Below are 16,404 nucleotides of genomic sequence, written 5' to 3'. Positions count from 1 at the left end.
GGCGATAGCCGCGGACGGGGTGTTTGAATGGTCGGCTGCGTCAGTGAGTGGGCGCGAACGCGTACATGGCCGGATGGCCCGCCGGCAACCACTGCTCGTAGTTTTCGAGTAAAGCGGTTTCGATGTAGTCCGCCAGCATCTGCGGCGCCGTGGCTACCGAGAGGTCCAGCGGCGGGAAGCTTCGGAGACTGAATTTGCCTTGGCCAAAACGCAGGTAGAACGGCAGCATGTGCGCCTTGAAGGTTTCGCCCAGCCGGAAGATGCCGTTGTGAATGCGTGCATGCTTGCCGAACATCGTGACGCCGGCCGTCTGCATGGGATAACGATGCATGGTGAAGGGCGGCACGTCGGCGAACAGGACCGCGACGCCGTCGCGCTTCAGCGAACGCGCCACGCGCACGCCGAGGTTGTTGCGATGCTCGTCGCCGTAGGTGTACAGCACCTTGATGCCGGGGATGAGGGCGTGATCGTCGCCGTATTGATTCTGCAGCACGCCCGACACCACCGCCATGGATTCGAGCCCGAGCAGTTGCCCCACGCGCTCGACCAACACGATATTGGCGTACTGGGACACATAGTGAAACGGTGAGAGGAACACGGGCCTGTCAGGCGCTTCGCGTTTCAAAGTCTCGACGCGTTGCGCCAGTTCGCGGGCGATGGCGTCCAGGTCCGGCCAGAGTTCCAGCTTCCTGAGCTGGCGACCGAAATGAAGACGTTGATCGACAAAGCTTTCCAGCTGGGCGCCGACGCTCGCGCGATTTGCCTGCGATTTCGGCAAACCCAGCAAGTCCCTTCCGATCTCCGCGCGAATCCTGCCGCTGGCGAGCACGTCGCAGTTGAACAGGCTGTGGAGAGTCCAGGCCGCTTTGGCCACGGGTTCAAGCCAGGGCGCGGGAATCCGACCCACCACCGCACGACGCAACGAAAGCTTCACACGCGCCAGAGAATGTCGAACCAAAAAGCTAACCGTAGCCATGTTGAAGGTGCCCCGTAACGCGATTCGAAAGAGAACGGACCCCGGCAGGTCCGCTCTCTTGACAAGCTTCTTCCTTTACCGACCGGCGGCAGCCGGTCAGCGTGTCACCTCTTCGCGATGATCGTGACGTACGTCACGTTGGTTGCCGCGGCGCGCGATTGGCTGGCCTTGCAGCCGCCGGCTACGTTCGACACATTCAGTTCCTTGCGTGCGATCTTTTGCATTTTGATTTCCTCAATTGGAGTGCGATGCAATGCTTGGTTAAACGCGCCCTGCTCACCGGCAAACGGCGCAGTGCGCGCTTGATACAGAGTCAGCCAACACCGGCGAGCGGTGTCGGGCGTGACTTAACCCAGGCGAACCGTGACGTACGTCACGTTGGTTGCCGCGGCGCGCGAGCGGCTGGCCTTGTTGCAGCCACCGGCCACGTCCGACAGGTTCAGTTCATTGCGTGCGATTTTTTGCATGGTGTTTCTCCTTCGAATTACGTTGACAGACTGAAGTTGAAGCGCGCCTTTATCGCGAAAACGGATTACGGCGCGCCCTGCTGACTTACATCGACAGCGAAATCTTGATATTCGTGGTCGAGTACGAAGCCGAGCTGGAGCTCGAGCTACCGCCGCTGCTGCCCTTCGCCGTACCACCTGCGATTTGCGACTTGATAAGTGCGTTACGGTCAATCTTCTGCATTTTAAAAACCTCAGTTAAAAAGTAAGCACCAGAGATAAAAGACACGCATCCAGGTTGCGCCTGCCTCAACAAACCTTATCGCTGGTGATTTGATTATATGACCTCGACTGAATTGCGGTTGTTCAACAATCTAAATTTACAAAAATGTCTCTTTCGAAGTTAATCGATTTTTGGGAGTATTAATCCGGCTCTTATAATCCTCGACATAGACTCGCAAATTAATCCGACTCTTATTTACCTACCGTCATTGGATTTTCAATAATCCCGCCCCTCTGCCACGCGCGGGTCTTGCCTGGTTGGCACCCGGATCCTCGCAGTGACCAGCGACGTCAGGCTGGGCCATCTGCGCTCTGCAGCCTTCGAGGCGTACACAGCAATTTCATCATCGAGCCGAGTTCCGGTGCAAAAATAAAAAAAGCTGGGTTCATGCGGACATGAACCCAGCCTCACAGTTCGACGACTCGGTAATCGGCTTTACACGCTAAAAAATCAGTCTTGATTTCTATGATTAACGAATTCGCCCTGCGTCTCTACTGACTCTCAACCCACCCAGATTGCAACGGAACCCTGCTTGGGATTTCCGTTCGATATAGTGGCTTTAATCGTAATATTCGTTGAAGATGCACTGATGCTGGAACTGGAACTGTTCGCGCCTCCAGCAACATTCATCGTGACCAAATCCTGACGGTTAATCTTTTCCATTTGATAACTCTTCTTAAAAATTTTCAGTTGTTTGAGCGCCTGGCCCATGCAAGGACGGTCGCGCCGCACTCGATCCAAATCAATAAACTCGATGTCATCGCACCTTTGCACGTGACAATTAAGTCTAACGACACATCAAGAGGCCGATCAATCCTCCGTTTTCCTAAAACGATGCAGCGTGATCAGTTGTAAGTGAAGTTCACCGTTGCAGTTGCGGTCACTGCCCCAGGCGTCAGCGTTCCAAGTTTGTAGAATTGAGCAACCATCGGGATGGTCATCTTGTTGGTCGCGTCCACAAGGCCGAGCGTCGTTGCACTGCCCAGTGTGATAGCACTTCCCGTGGTGTCTCCCACATTATTCGCCTTGAGGAGCTGCACGCCGACCTTCCCGGCGTCGCCAGTGTTCTTCAGGACGCTGGCGACCGTGTCAGACGTTCCATTGATCGTCATCGAAACGTTGGTTCCTGCCACACAGCTTTCAAGGTTGATTTGAAATGCCTTGGGATTTTGAGTGGTGCCGGTAAAGTCAGTGATCTTCACTGTTCCCAGATCGATCGTCTGATCCACGTACGCCGGATTCACCGTACAGGTGGGAAGAATGATCTTTCCCGTAAAATTGAGTTTGGCATCGGCCGCCCATGTGGACGCCGAACAAAGCAGCATCGCACCTGCCATGATCGAACTTGTCTTGCGCATTTTTGATTGAACCTCCTCGATATGAATCTCGTCCGCCGCACCCGCGACAGACACCCATGTTCACTGTGTGACCGGCTTACTGATACAGCACGGTCATCAACAGTGTTGCGTTTGCCGTACCCGGACTGATTGCGCCAGTACGGAAATAATTCGCCCTCATTGAGAGGCTATAACTGTTCGCCTTGGTACCGTCGAAACCATTCAGCGGCAAGTACGTCGCCAGCGGAAAAATCGCGCCCGTGCTGTCGTACAACTGAATGCCCACACCGCTTGCCTGCGACGGTCCGTTGTCCAGTGCCACGACATTGCTATAGCCGGACACCAGGCGGTCCGGCGAGATGGGATCAATTCTGTATTGAACGTTATGGATAAGTCCGGAGAGGCTCGCTGGGTCAGTGCTGTCCGCCACACCCGCTGGACAATTAATGAAGGTCAGGTTGAATGATCTGGACTTGCTCGATGGTGCGCCAACGCCCGGAAAGTCGGCGGGTGTTTGCGTACCCATGTCGACGTCGACATCGGGCGTTTGGCAAGTCAAAACCGTAATGACGACCGGCGTCATGCCAAAATTGATGACGCCGGCGGAAAGATCCAGATTTCCGGGGGGCTGCGTCTTGACTGCGGACTCCCACGAAAACGCCTGCGCGAGTTGGCCGTTCACCGTTCCGGGAGTGACATTCCCGATCTTGACCAGCGATCCGATCAAATGACCGCCATTGTTCACAGCAGTGCCGTTCTTATTCCACTGGTATCCCAACTGCGGAAATCCAAACGGGCCAAGCACCCGGCCATTGTTATAGATCACTCCGCCCAAGGCCATGCCCACGCCCGGGACGTTGGTCGCATAAACAGGGAAAGACACGCCGTTATAAGAGCGTGAGTACGACGTAGGCGTACTGGGAATGATGCCCGCCGCTTCGAAGTCGGTACCGGTGTACCAGTCACCGGATTGATTGCACGTCCAATAATTGGTGGTGTATGGCGAGCCGGCCCACCCCGTCAACGGCGATCCATTCGGAAGGTCCCGCGCCACTGCCACCATTGCCGGAAAATTCAGCGTGTAGGCCGAAGGCGGATTTGAATGGCAGGACGCAGTTGCCCACACATGACCCGGCGCCATCGCCAATACACCGACCCAACACAGCACGCAACGAATCCACGCCCGCACCGCTCTTTCCATCACTCTCATGTTCTGTCCTTCGTTGAATTGGTGCGCGCCAGGCTTATCCGCAGACGCCATCGGAAATGGCCAGTGAAGCTGGCTGCTTGTGCTTCTGCGTCGGCGGCAGTTGATAGCGCACCGAGCACGTCTGATTCGGCGACTCGCCCCATTTGACATGCATCCTGCCCTCGTCGATCTTCAGACCAGTCGCAATAATTCGGCTGCCCTGGGCCACTACACCCACGTTGTCGCCCTTGTCGTCGAACACTTGCGAACCGAACGGCAGCGGCTTGCCATCCGGCTGCGTGACGTGCATCACCGCTGCACGGCCGGAATCTTCCGTGTCGAACTTCAACGCGACCACGGCGCCCGCGGTGGGCGCTGAACGCTGCACCGTCGACTTCAGCATGACGTTGATCGGCAGGCCCTTCGGGTCGATTTCGATATCGTTGTTCGAGTACGGCTGCATGCCCGCGACGACGGCATGTCCCCAGGGATCGACGCGCAGCCCCGCGCCGCTCGCGACACGCGCGCCGGCTGCGTCCTTGGCCTCGACGATGCCGATGGTTTCCGCCATGTTCGGCGTGAACGCGACGCCCCCCTTCCAGGCCACCACGCCGCCCGACACGCCCGCTCCGACTTGCGAATAATTGCGCCCCGTGCTGCCGTTCAAGGTCATCTGCGCGAACGGCGCCACGTAGCCCAGATTGCCGCCGACGGAGGTGGCGCTCGAGCCGGTATTGCCGCCGTCGCTGTAATTGGCGTTGACGCCGTAGGAGAGGGCGTTGTCCGTGCCCAGTGTTCCGTTGATCGACTCCTGCATGCTGTAGGTACGATCCGCCGAGTCATACTGGAAGTTGCTCGACGAGACCGGCGCGCGCGCGCCCAGGCCCAGCGGAATCATCACGTTGAACATCACGCGGTTGTCCCACTTGTTCGTGTTGACGACGAATTGCCGCACGAACGATGCGCCATAGGTGATCCGCTTCCAGCTGTTCGAATAGCCCACCTGAAGCTGCGTATCCTGCCCCGAACGATTCCAGTAATTGGCAATGGAGCCGATGGCATAGGCCGAGCCGTACCGGCCATTGGGTCCCAGGGCCTGGTTGACCGTGAACTGCATGCGCGACTTCTGCCGCGCCGTCATCTGCTCGGGATCGCCGGTTTCGTACAACTGCCGCATGACCATCGCATCCGACAGGCTGTAGAAGCCGTTGGTCGAATAGCGGTAGGCCGCGATCGCGATATTCGTATTGGTCGGCTGGAGCAGCTGGCTGTAGCTCAGCCGGAAGCTCATGCCGTTGTGCGTGCCGACACGCTTGAAACTCGCGGTCGCGTGAGTCGCATCGAACCCGAAGGCGCCGATCTTCGTATTGATCGCCGCGCCCATCATGCCCGCGAAGTATTGGTCGGCGCCCGTGAAGCCGCCATACAGCGTCAGCAGGTTGCTGAGGCCATGCTGCACCGTGACCTGCGAGACGAACGGATGAATGTTCAGCGATGCATCGCGATATTGCCCGATGGTGGCGCTGTAACGCGTGATCCCCGGCCGCAATGCATTGACCGCCGCTGCGTACGGCACGGTGGACGTGTGCTGGGTCCCGTCGGCCTCGGTCACGATCACATCGAGGTTGCCGCCGTAACCCGTGGGGTACAGATCGTTCAGCTCGAACGCGCCGGGCGCGACCGTGGTTTCGTAGATGATGTTGCCGCCCTGCCGCACCTGCACGCGCGCATTGCTGTTCGCGATGCCGCGCACGATCGGCGCATAGCCTCGTTGCGACTCGGGGTACATGCGGTCGTCGGTTCCCAGCGTGACACCGCGCACGCCGTAGCTGTCGAACAGGGCGCCGTCCGTGAAGGTGTCGCCGAGCGAGAGCTGGCTCTTGATGTCGCTGAATCCGCGCTGCGCGTAGGTCTGCACCGTCTGATAATGGGTGCCGGCCGAGTTGGAGGTGTTCAGGTTGCCCTGGTAGCGGAAGCGCCACGGCCCCGCGTTCAGGCCGCCCGTCACGCCGAGATATTGTGAGTCGTTCGTGAAGCCGCCGGCCGTGCTGTGATACGCGTTTGCGTTGTACTGGAGCGTGGCTGCGGGAATGCCTTCGTCCCAGTACTTCGGGTCCACGTAGCCGCGCGCACGGCTGAACATCACGATCTGCGGAATGCTGACGTCCAGTCGCTGCTCACCGCCGTCGAACGAGGCGAACGCGCTTGGAATCAGGTCCGACAGCGCGAAACACGCGGCCTTTCCGGCCGCACCCTCGGCGCCGCCCTCCGCCGCAGCGAGTTTCGCCGCCGTCTCGGGCGAGAGCTTCCGGAGATCCACACCGATCCGCTCCAGCAGATCGCTGTTGAAGCACGGCCGGACTTCACCCGAACCCGACGTGGTCTCGCGGATGTCGACATCGAACTTTCCGCGCCACATATCGTTCACGAAAGTCTCGGCCCGGTACGTACCCGGAAGGACTTGCTGGCCCTTGTTGAACCGCGAAATATCGACTTTCTCGCCGCTGCCTGAATCGAGAAACTGGTCATTGAATTCGACCTGCGAGAGTTTCGTCGATTCATCCGCCAGCGCCTGGGCGCTGACACCCATTGCGGCAATTGCTTGCAGCGTCACAACGCTGATCGGTCGTCTCGACAGACCGAACATTTGAGTTCTTCCGAATTGCATCATGGGTAGGTACGTCGAACAAAAGGCTGGCCGAAAATCCGCGCATGCCTTCGTTCCAGCACGCTACGCTTTGCTACGGATCAAGACGTGAAAGACCGCCCCGGCGCCCAACCTCGCGCCGGGAAGTCAATGGAGAAAACTGTTGAGTGAAACGCTCAGGGGGCCAGGCGCGATTCGCCATGCTGAGGGCCGCCGTAATCGTTGATGACTGTCCAGGCAACCTTGCCGGAACTTGGCACCTCACCCTTTAGCGGAAAGTCCTTCGTCTCGCCGGGCGCAACCATGCCGCCATCAATGAAAGAGGCAGTACGCGTGCCGTCTGAGTACGTGACGCTGTCGAACGAAACGTGATACTCCGTGGGATTCGACGCCTCGATCATCGCCTTGCCGTGGTCCTGCTTCAGATGCCACACGACCTGTCCCGCAGCATCGACAGATTGCTTCTGAAGGGTGGAAGGACGGTAAAAGAACTTGATGCGCGTACGGAAAGCCAGCTGCAACTGATTCGCCGAGGCTGTCTCGCCGGTAGCTTTGGGCGGAACTTCCAGAACATTCAAATAAAAGATCGACTCTTTATTTGCAGGTAATGGCTCACCGGCAAACATGATGCGCAAGGTCTGCGACTTGGTGGGGTCGATCCGCATCAGCGGAGGCGTGATGGTGAACGGCACTTCAATCGTATCTGGCCTGGCATCTGGATCGCCCTTGTCCAGCCAGACCTTCACGAGGCCTGGAACCTTGCCATTGTTCGTGAGCTTGACCGTAACTTCCGATTCGCTCTGGTTATAAACCACCCGCGTACCGGCGATAACCACCGAAGCATGCGCGCAGACAGAAAATCCCCACACCACGACGAATGAAGTCGCGATCCTTGCCAGTTTCTTTGCCAGTTTCATGGTGACGATGCAACACCTAACCTCAAGCTGATTACAAACAGGCGGGCAGACAAGCCCGCCCGCCTTTCAGCGAACCCTCAGATAGCCGAGTCCGTCTTCAGGAGATTCAATTTACTGATAGTCGATGCTGTACACGACGGACGAGTTAGCCGCGCCTGCCTTGGTCTGGCCCGTGGCGTAGTAGCGTGCGATGTAGTACAGCGTGGCCGTGCCCGAGGAAATGTCCACCGGCTTCGAGTTCTGCAGGTCGCTTGCGTAACCCACCTTGATCTGCGTGCCGTCCTGGTTCAACAGTTCGAGCTTGACGTTTTCTGCACCGCCCGGCTGAACGATCAGGCGACCGTCGACCGGGTCGACCGTTGCGCCTGCCTGATAGAACACCGCCGCCTTGGAGTGACCCGACACCGGCGTGCAGTTCTTCAGTGCGATCTTGTAGCTGGTGTCGCCGGCGGTGATCTTGCCGGCAGCGCCCGTCAGGTCGCGCGTCTGAACCTTCGGCAGCGCAACCGTGCCGTCGGCCGAGCCGCCGCCGTTGACATCGGTGTCGCACGTTCCGGCAATCAGTTCACCGTTGAACTGGATCGTGCCTGCATCGGCATATGCGCCTGCGGCGACCGTACCCAAAATACCAGCGACAAGCGCCGAGACAGCAATCTTCTTCATTTCGTATAACTCCAATCGATTATTAACATCTGGTGTTTCCAGTGTCGTCGTTTTCTAATAGACCAGGTAGTGATCTATCATTACCCACACCTTAACCCCGGGGTTGCGGTTTCAATGCCACTCGCCCCAGATTCATCCTAGATTGATTCGGATGACCAAGTAACGAATACGGAAGCACGAAACGCAGAAAGAATGATGCAATATCCCATCGACTTTTGTTACACGATCTTTCCTACTATTTGATTCTGCCGCAAGAGCGATCGCTAAATCAGGATAAGTCTTATGCAAGACGGGTGAAAATCAGCGGCTTGTTGTCGGATAACTGAATCAAGCCGCTGTCGGTTGAGCTATGCAGCTTGATCGACTGCATCGGTTCATTCTTATTGCATGCGTAAAAGCACGCGTTTCATCAACGCCTTCATCGACCGAAAGCCATCGCCGCCGGCGCCAGCGCGCGCTCGATCACATCCGCGAGCCGCGCGAAGTTGGGCGCGATCTCGGCATTCGGCACGCAGGCATAGCCCAGCATCAGACCGCGCAGCGCGTCGTCGTGATTCAGGTAGTAGTTGATCAGCGGCCGCGTGACCACGCCCGCCGCGAGCGCCTGGGCAGCAATGGCCCGGTCATCCGCATGGCCGGGCAGCTCGAGCACGAAATGCAGCCCGGCTTCGTCGCCGCGCACCGGCAATGCGTCGCCGAAGCGGGCGCGAATCGCATTGATCAGCAACTCGCGCCGTTCGCCATACAGCCCGCGCATGCGCCGCACGTGCGAAGTGAGATGGCCGTCCAGGATGAATTCCGTCAGCACCGCCTGCTGCATCAGCTGCCCTTCGCGATACAGCTCCGCCACGCCGGTGCGGAATGAATCGACGAGATCGTCCGGCACGACCATATAGCCCATCCGCAAGCCGGGATACAGCATCTTCCCCAGGCTGCCGACGTAGATGACCTGTCCGGATTCGTCGAGTCCCTGTAGCGAAGACAACGGCCGGCTGCCGTAGCGGAATTCGCTGTCGTAGTCGTCCTCGATGATCCACACCTTGTGCTGGCGCGCGAACTCCAGCAGCGCGCGGCGCCGCGCCAGCGTCATCACCATGCCGAGCGGATACTGATGCGAAGGCGTCACCAGCGCGACGCGCGGCGGATCGGCCATGTCGCGCACATTCGGATTGAGTCCCTCGGCGTCGACGGGAACCGGCGCGAGCGTCAGCCCCGACGACTGCAGCACGCTGCGCACGCCCCAGTAGCACGGCTCCTCGACCCAGGCGCGATCGCCGAAATCGGTGAGGAGGCGCACGGCCAGGTCGATCGACTGATGAATGCCCGTCGTGATGATGATCTGGTCGGGCTGGCACTTCACCGAGCGCGCGACCCGCAAGTAATCCGACAACGCGCGGCGCAGCGGCCGATAGCCGCCGCCGGGCGCATAGGTGAGCAGATCAGGGCTCGGGCGCTTCCAGAGCTTCGCCTGCAGGCGGCTCCAGGTGCGCGCCGGAAACTCCGCGACGTCCGGCACGCCCGGCATGAACGCGCCCCACTGCTTCGGCGACACGCCCGCCTGCGCGATCAGCCGTTCGCCACGGCGCGAGATGGCGCTGGGCGGCTTGGCCTCGTCCGGGCGCGGCGGACTGGCCGCGCCGTCGCGCGGCGCGGTGTCGGCCACATAGGTGCCGCTGCCGGTCGCCGAGCTCACGTAGCCTTCGGCCGTCAGCTGGTCATAGACGTGCAGCACGGTATTGCGCGCGATGCCGAGGTCGTTTGCCAGCGTGCGCGAACTCGGCAGCTTGGTGCCGGGCGCGAGCTGGCTCGTCAGGATGGCCTGCTGCATCAGCTCGAGCATCTGGCGATACATCGGCTCGGCGGCTGAACGGTCGAGCCGCGCGCTCAGCCAGTCGGCCAGGATGATGGTGTCCATGCGCCTGTCTCCCCTGTTTTTCTCGGCCTCCCGAAGACGCGCACGCCGTCTCAAGTGGTTCCATTTTGAATATTGAAATGGCTCCCCATTGTAGAACCGTGCCGGGCTATAGTTATCCGAAGCAAGAGAAAAAATTTCCGGGTATCTCCGTATGCCCGGCGGATAAGGAAGCCACCAGAATTTCCGAAGGGAGACACGGACGATGAAATCCGATCAGGTGATCGTCAGCTTTCGCGGGGTGAGGAAGACTTATGACGGCGAGACGCTCGTCGTCAAGTCGCTCGATCTCGATATCTACCAGGGCGAATTCCTCACGCTGCTCGGTCCGTCCGGTTCCGGCAAGACCACCTGTCTCATGATGCTCGCGGGCTTCGAGTTTCCGACCGGCGGCGAGATCTGGCTCGACGGCAAGCTGCTCAACAAGGTGCCGCCGCACAAGCGCGACATCGGCATGGTGTTTCAGAACTACGCGCTGTTTCCTCATCTCTCGGTCCAGCAGAACGTCGACTATCCGCTGTCGGTACGCAAGATGTCCGCCGAAGAACGCGCGCATCGCGTCGACCACGCCCTCAGGATGGTGCGCATGGAGAGTTTCGCGAAGCGCTATCCGGCGCAGCTGTCAGGCGGACAGCAGCAGCGTATTGCGCTGGCGCGCGCGCTCGTGTTCGAACCCAAGCTTGTGTTGATGGACGAGCCACTTGGCGCGCTCGATAAACAATTGCGCGAGCACATGCAGATCGAACTGAAGGCGCTGCATGAAAAGCTCGGCGTCACCTTCGTGTATGTCACGCACGACCAGGGCGAGGCGCTCACGATGTCGGACCGCGTCGCGGTGTTCGACAAAGGCATCGTCCAGCAGCTCGACACCGTCGATCACCTGTATGAAGCGCCGTGCAACGAATTTGTCGCCAACTTCATCGGCGACAGCAACCGGCTGCGTGGCACCATCGAACAGGCGCAGGGCGACTACTGCGCCATCCGCCTCGCTGACGGCACGCGCCTCTCCGGCCTGAACATCGCGAACGCCAAGCCGGGCGCGCCGGCCGTCGCGTGCATCCGGCCCGAGCGCATGACGCTCACGCACGGCAACGGCCACGGCCACGCGAACGGCAACAGCAACGCGCTGTCCGGCGAGGCCAGAAGCCTGATCTATTTCGGCGACCACGTACGCATGCGCTGTGGCGTGCGCGAGCAGGACGAGTGCTTCGTCAAGGTGCCGCTCGGCACCGCAGCGCTCGACGCATTCACGCCCGGCGCGCCCGTCGCGCTCGAATTCGCGCCGGAGCATCTGCGCGTGTTCGCCTGAACTTTCCAGCCACACGTTGTGCCGTCCACCCGCAGGTCCTTCGATAAAACAAGCAGACAGAGGAAACCATCATGAAGAAGTTCGCACTGTGTTCCATGACGGCCGCGCTCGCGTGCGCGTCGGCGGCGTCGGGCGCGGCGGAAATCACCGTCGTCAATTTCGGCGGCGCCAACGGCGATGCGCAGAAGGTCGCCTTCAACCAGCCGTTCGAGCAGTCGAGCAAGAACAAGGTCACGGCCGTCGAGTACAACGGCGAGCAGGCCAAGGTCAAGGCGATGGTCGAGGCCAAGCACGTGAACTGGGACGTGGTCGAAGTCGAATCGGGCGACCTGGGACGCGGCTGCGACGAAGGCCTGTATGAAAAGCTGGACTGGTCGAAGATCGCGAAGAAATCGGACCTCGTGCCCGAGTCGCCGGCGACCTGCGGCGTCGGCTTCTTCGTGTGGTCGACGGCACTTGCCTATAACGCCGACAAACTCAAGACCGCGCCCACCGGCTGGGCCGACTTCTGGGACACGAAGAAATTCCCTGGCAAGCGGGCCATGCGCAAGGGCGCGCGCTACAACCTCGAGTTCGCGCTGATGGCCGACGGCGTCGCGCCGAAGGATGTGTACAAAGTGCTCGGCACGAAGGCCGGCGCGGATCGCGCGTTCAAGAAGCTCGACGAACTGAAGCCGAACATCCAGTGGTGGGAGGCCGGCGCGCAGCCGCCGCAATTCCTCGTCGCCGGCGACGTGGTGATGTCCACCGCCTATAACGGCCGCATCGACGCCGCGCGCAAGGAAGGCAAGAATCTCAAGGTCGTCTGGAACGGCAGCATCTACGACCTCGACTACTGGGCCATTCCGAAGGGTTCGCCGAACAAGGATGTGGCGACGCAGTTCATCGCGTATTCGGTGTCGCAGAAGCCGCAGGAAACGTATGCGAAGAACATTGCCTATGGCCCGGTGAACAAGGCGGCGATCTCCGCGCTCGACACGAAGATCAAGGCGGACATGCCGAACTCGCCGGAGAACGCGAAGAACGCGGTGCTGCAGGACATGGCGTTCTGGACCGACCATGGCGACGAACTCGAGCAGCGTTTCACCGCGTGGGCGACGAAGTAAGCGCGCAACCGTGAAACCAACGGCCGCGCTGGCGGAATGAAGCGCGGCCGGGAAGGAGACCTCCCTGTGCAGACCATGACGATCCCGGCGGAAGACGCGCATGAATCGAGCGCGCGTCTGAAACGCGAACTGAAGATCGCCGACGCGAAGAAGCGCGCGATGGCCCTCGCGCTGATCGCGCCGCTCGCACTCTTCCTGTTCCTGATTTTCGTGGTGCCGATCGCCGCGTTGCTCACGCGGGCGATCGAGAATCCGGAAGTCGCGAATGCGCTGCCGCACACGGGCGCCGCGCTCAGGAAGTGGGACCGCAAGACGGCGCCGCCGGACGAAGCCTATGCCGCGCTCGCGCAGGACCTGACGGCCATCCAGGAAGGCGACTCGATGGGTGCGCTCGCGCGCCGCCTCAACACCGAGATTCCCGGCTATCGCTCGCTGGTCGCCAAGACCGCGCGCGCCATGCCGCTCACCGGCGACGACGGCAAGCCGCTCGCCGCGCCGCAGATCAAGGCGAAGATCGTCGAGCTCGACGAGCGCTGGAACGATCCCGCGTACTGGCAGGCCATCGCGAAGAACGCCGGACGCTATTCGCCGTTCTACGTGCTCGCGTCGCTCGATCACAAGCAGGACGGCTTCGGCAACCTCGTCCATGCGGATCCCGACCAGTCCATTTATCTGAACATCTTCTCGCGCACCTTCGTGATCGGCGTCGGTGTGACGCTGTTCGCTTTGCTGCTCGGCTATCCGATCGCCTACTGGATCTCGACGCTCCCCGCGCGCCGCGCGAACCTCGTGATGGTGCTCGTGCTGATCCCGTTCTGGACTTCGGTGCTGGTGCGCGTGGCCGCGTGGATCGTGCTGTTGCAGAGCGAGGGACTGGTGAACAAGGCGTTGCTCGGCAGCGGCCTGATCGGCTCGCCGCTCGAACTGCTGTTCAACCGTGTCGGCGTGTATATCTCGATGACGCACATCCTGCTGCCGTTCATGATCCTGCCGCTCTACAGCGTGATGAAGTCGGTGCCGCCGACCTACCAGCGCGCGGCGGTGTCGCTGGGCAGTCATCCGTTCGCGGCCTTCTGGCGCGTGTACGTGCCGCAGACTTATCCGGGCATCGGCGCGGGCGTGCTGCTCGTGTTCATTCTGGCGATCGGCTACTACATCACGCCGGCCCTGCTTGGCGGACCGAATGACCAGATGGTCAGCTATTACATCGCCTACTTCACCAACGTGACGATCAACTGGGGCATGGCATGCGCGCTCGGCGCATTGCTGCTCGTCGCGACGCTGCTGCTGTATGTCGTCTACGGCCGCTTCACGCGCTCGAACGTGAGCCTGGGCTGACTGGGAACGCCACATGAAACTCGCCAAACCGATGTTCGCGCCGCACACGTCCGCCATCGAACGCGTCTGGTTCTTTGCGCTGCGCATCCTCTGCGTGCTGACGCTGCTGTATCTGATCCTGCCGGTGCTCGCCATCGTGCCGCTGTCGTTCTCGTCGAGCACCTTCCTCGTCTACCCGATTCCCGGCTGGTCGATGCGCTGGTATCACAACCTCGTCATGTCCGACGAGTGGCGCATGGCAGCCAAGAACAGCTTCATCGTGGCGCCCTCGGCGACGCTGGTGGCCACCATTCTCGGCACGCTCGCCGCGGTCGGGCTGACCAAGGCGAACTTCCTCGGCAAGAGCCTGCTGATGGCCGTCCTGATCTCGCCGATGATCGTGCCGGTGATCGTCGTGGGCGTCGGCATGTATCTGTTCTTTGCGCCGCTCGGCATCGCCAACACGTACTTCGGGCTGATCCTCGCGCATGCAGCCTTGGGCGTGCCGTTCGTCGTGACGACGGTCGGCGCGACGCTGCAGAACTTCAACTACAACCTCGTGCGCGCGAGTCAGTCGCTGGGCGCCAGCCCGTTGCGCACCTTCTTCAAGGTGACGTTGCCGGTCATTGCGCCGGGCGTGATCTCCGGCGCGCTGTTCGCCTTCGCGACCTCGTTCGATGAAGTCGTCGTCACGCTCTTTCTCGCCGGCGCCGACCAGACCACGTTGCCGCGACAGATGTTCACCGGCATCCGCGAGAACATCAGCCCGACGATTGCGGCGCTCGCCACGATCCTGATCGTCTTCTCGACCAGCCTGCTGCTGGCGCTGGAATGGTTGCGCGGACGCGCTGCGGCGCGGGCCGTTGCGTGAGATGAGCGACGCACACTGGCAGCAGGGTTTCTCGTCCGACAATCGCGCTCTTTAAGCTTACAGAAGGCTTCTCCCTGGCACTGTTGATGCAGGGGAACATCGCGCTGGAATCGCGTAAAGTCCTGTCGCGCAAGGCTTTTTCACACCACCGTTCGATTATTCGCATCGACGGGATAGTGTATTCACTGATGCGGCCTTTATCGGAATATGCTTAATGACGTACGTTCTAGGTCGAGTCAAAGCCTGGAACATTGCCATGACAGCTTTTTCGAAAAGAGCGGACCCGTGGTCACAGACGGTTCACCTGCTCGAGGCGGCGCCGCAAGACGTCGCCCGCACCGCGCCATCTCAGAAATCCGCGCGCATCGAGAGTTCGTTTCTCGAGCGTCTTACTCGCGACTGGAACCGTACGCATCCGCAGCACGTGGATCACGGGCTGCCGTATCCGCAAGCGATCGTTCGGGTGATCGAACGCCCGAGCAGCGCCACGGCGCTCGTGTACTGGTCCGATCCCGGCACCTGCCATTACGGCTATCAGGGTTGGCGCGCCACGACCGCCACAAGTGAAGGCGTGTGTTCCCTGTCGGGAATGCCGGTTCATCGTGGGGATCAGGTGTATCGGCCTTCGCAGCGCGATCCGAAGCCGCAGAACGCCGCCGCGATGATCCTCGCGGCCGCCATGCCTGCGAACAGCGAGGAAGTCGAAGTCGACATGCACGGCTAGGCGGACGCTGCCGGTGCGACCTGCGGTGTGACTCAGTATCCGACCGTGATGCGCTGCTTGATGTGCGCGTGCGCTTCGAACTCGTCGAGAAAGGCGATGGCGTAGTCGTCGAACGTGATCCAGCTGCGGCCAGTGCTGTCGACCAGCAACTCGTCCACGCCGAGCCGGTAGCGCTGCGTGCGCGCACCCGGAACGAACTCCGCCGACGGCGAGATGAAGGTCCAGTCGATGTCGCGCTGGCCGCGCAGTGCGTCGAGGAACGCGGCGCCTGCTGTTGCCTCCGGTTTCCAGTCGGCGGGAAAATCCGGCGAATCAAGCACGCGTTGACCGGGCGCGGCATACAGGCTTCCCGCGCCGCCCACCACGAGCAAGCGGCGCACGCCCGCACGCTTCACCGGCTCGACGATCGCCTCCGCCGAGACCCCGCTGAACGGTATCGAGCTGAAGACCGCGTCGTGCCCGCCAACGGCGCTGGAGAGTGCGTCGGCGTCGAGCGCATCGACGTTTCGGGCGGTCACGCCGGATCGTGCCTCGACGCCCGAGGTATCCCGGGCAAGCGCGGTCACCGTGTGCCCGCGCCGCAACGTTTCGTCGAGCAGCCGGCTGCCCACTTTCCCCGTTGCTCCAATAATCGCGATTGTGCTCATTGCCATCGACTCCTTTTTTCGAGGGCATTCGCCCCGAACACGACCAAGTGTTCGCTGCAT

At 60.8% G+C, this 16,404-nt stretch carries 14 protein-coding genes; 5 read left to right on the top strand and 9 right to left on the bottom strand.

The annotated features are described in order from the left end of the window. Positions 1 to 40: 40 nt before the first annotated feature. The 8 genes from QCE88_RS34870 to QCE88_RS34835 form a co-directional block, all read right to left on the bottom strand. Positions 41 to 874, bottom strand: coding sequence for a hypothetical protein (locus tag QCE88_RS34870; protein ID WP_309910038.1), 834 nt, complete (start codon positions 872 to 874; stop codon positions 41 to 43). 1,332 nt (positions 875 to 2,206) lie between these two features. Beyond that, positions 2,207 to 2,416, bottom strand: a complete 210-nt coding sequence (locus tag QCE88_RS34865) for a hypothetical protein (protein ID WP_309910037.1) — start codon at positions 2,414 to 2,416, stop codon at positions 2,207 to 2,209. A 134-nt stretch (positions 2,417 to 2,550) separates the two neighbouring features. Beyond that, the gene (locus tag QCE88_RS34860) at positions 2,551 to 3,063 is read right to left on the bottom strand and encodes a fimbrial protein (protein WP_309910034.1); all 513 of its coding nucleotides are present in this window, start codon (positions 3,061 to 3,063) and stop codon (positions 2,551 to 2,553) included. A 76-nt stretch (positions 3,064 to 3,139) separates the two neighbouring features. Then, positions 3,140 to 4,252 carry a fimbrial protein gene (locus QCE88_RS34855; RefSeq protein WP_309910032.1) on the bottom strand — a complete coding sequence of 371 codons (1,113 nt, stop codon included), beginning with the start codon at positions 4,250 to 4,252 and terminating at the stop codon, positions 3,140 to 3,142. 34 nt (positions 4,253 to 4,286) lie between these two features. After that, a complete protein-coding gene (locus QCE88_RS34850) occupies positions 4,287 to 6,845 on the bottom strand; it encodes a fimbria/pilus outer membrane usher protein (protein WP_309910030.1) in 2,559 nt (852 codons plus the stop codon). Between the two features lie 209 nt (positions 6,846 to 7,054). After that, positions 7,055 to 7,795 (bottom strand): fimbria/pilus periplasmic chaperone, encoded by a 741-nt coding sequence (locus QCE88_RS34845; protein ID WP_309910029.1) that lies wholly within the window; start codon positions 7,793 to 7,795, stop codon positions 7,055 to 7,057. 111 nt (positions 7,796 to 7,906) lie between these two features. Continuing rightward, the gene (locus QCE88_RS34840; RefSeq protein WP_309837796.1) at positions 7,907 to 8,458 is read right to left on the bottom strand and encodes a fimbrial protein; all 552 of its coding nucleotides are present in this window, start codon (positions 8,456 to 8,458) and stop codon (positions 7,907 to 7,909) included. 418 nt (positions 8,459 to 8,876) lie between these two features. Beyond that, positions 8,877 to 10,373: a PLP-dependent aminotransferase family protein gene (locus QCE88_RS34835; protein WP_309910027.1), complete on the bottom strand. Its 1,497-nt coding sequence runs from the start codon at positions 10,371 to 10,373 to the stop codon at positions 8,877 to 8,879. A gap of 202 nt (positions 10,374 to 10,575) precedes the next feature. Here QCE88_RS34835 and QCE88_RS34830 point away from each other — a divergent pair, with 202 nt between their 5' ends. The 5 genes from QCE88_RS34830 (at position 10,576) to QCE88_RS34810 (ending at position 15,697) form a co-directional block, all read left to right on the top strand. Next, entirely contained in the window at positions 10,576 to 11,679 is a 1,104-nt protein-coding gene (locus tag QCE88_RS34830) for an ABC transporter ATP-binding protein (protein WP_309910025.1), read from the top strand. Positions 11,680 to 11,750: 71 nt separating this feature from the next. Continuing rightward, positions 11,751 to 12,785 (top strand): ABC transporter substrate-binding protein, encoded by a 1,035-nt coding sequence (locus QCE88_RS34825; protein WP_309910024.1) that lies wholly within the window; start codon positions 11,751 to 11,753, stop codon positions 12,783 to 12,785. A gap of 66 nt (positions 12,786 to 12,851) precedes the next feature. Next, the gene (locus QCE88_RS34820) at positions 12,852 to 14,123 is read left to right on the top strand and encodes an ABC transporter permease (RefSeq protein ID WP_309910023.1); all 1,272 of its coding nucleotides are present in this window, start codon (positions 12,852 to 12,854) and stop codon (positions 14,121 to 14,123) included. Between the two features lie 13 nt (positions 14,124 to 14,136). Then, entirely contained in the window at positions 14,137 to 14,973 is an 837-nt protein-coding gene (locus QCE88_RS34815; protein WP_309910021.1) for an ABC transporter permease, read from the top strand. A 256-nt stretch (positions 14,974 to 15,229) separates the two neighbouring features. After that, on the top strand, positions 15,230 to 15,697 hold the full coding sequence (locus QCE88_RS34810; RefSeq protein WP_309910020.1) for a DUF3331 domain-containing protein: 468 nt from the start codon (positions 15,230 to 15,232) through the stop codon (positions 15,695 to 15,697). A gap of 32 nt (positions 15,698 to 15,729) precedes the next feature. Here the strand turns inward: QCE88_RS34810 and QCE88_RS34805 are convergent, their stop codons facing one another. After that, the gene (locus QCE88_RS34805) at positions 15,730 to 16,344 is read right to left on the bottom strand and encodes an NAD(P)-dependent oxidoreductase (protein ID WP_309910018.1); all 615 of its coding nucleotides are present in this window, start codon (positions 16,342 to 16,344) and stop codon (positions 15,730 to 15,732) included. Between the last annotated feature and the right edge of the window lie 60 nt (positions 16,345 to 16,404).

The organism is Caballeronia sp. LZ035, assembly GCF_031451175.1.
Classification (GTDB): Bacteria; Pseudomonadota; Gammaproteobacteria; order Burkholderiales; family Burkholderiaceae; genus Caballeronia.
Note: the sequence above shows the minus strand (reverse complement) of the source record. Positions and strands in the feature narration are given on the sequence as shown.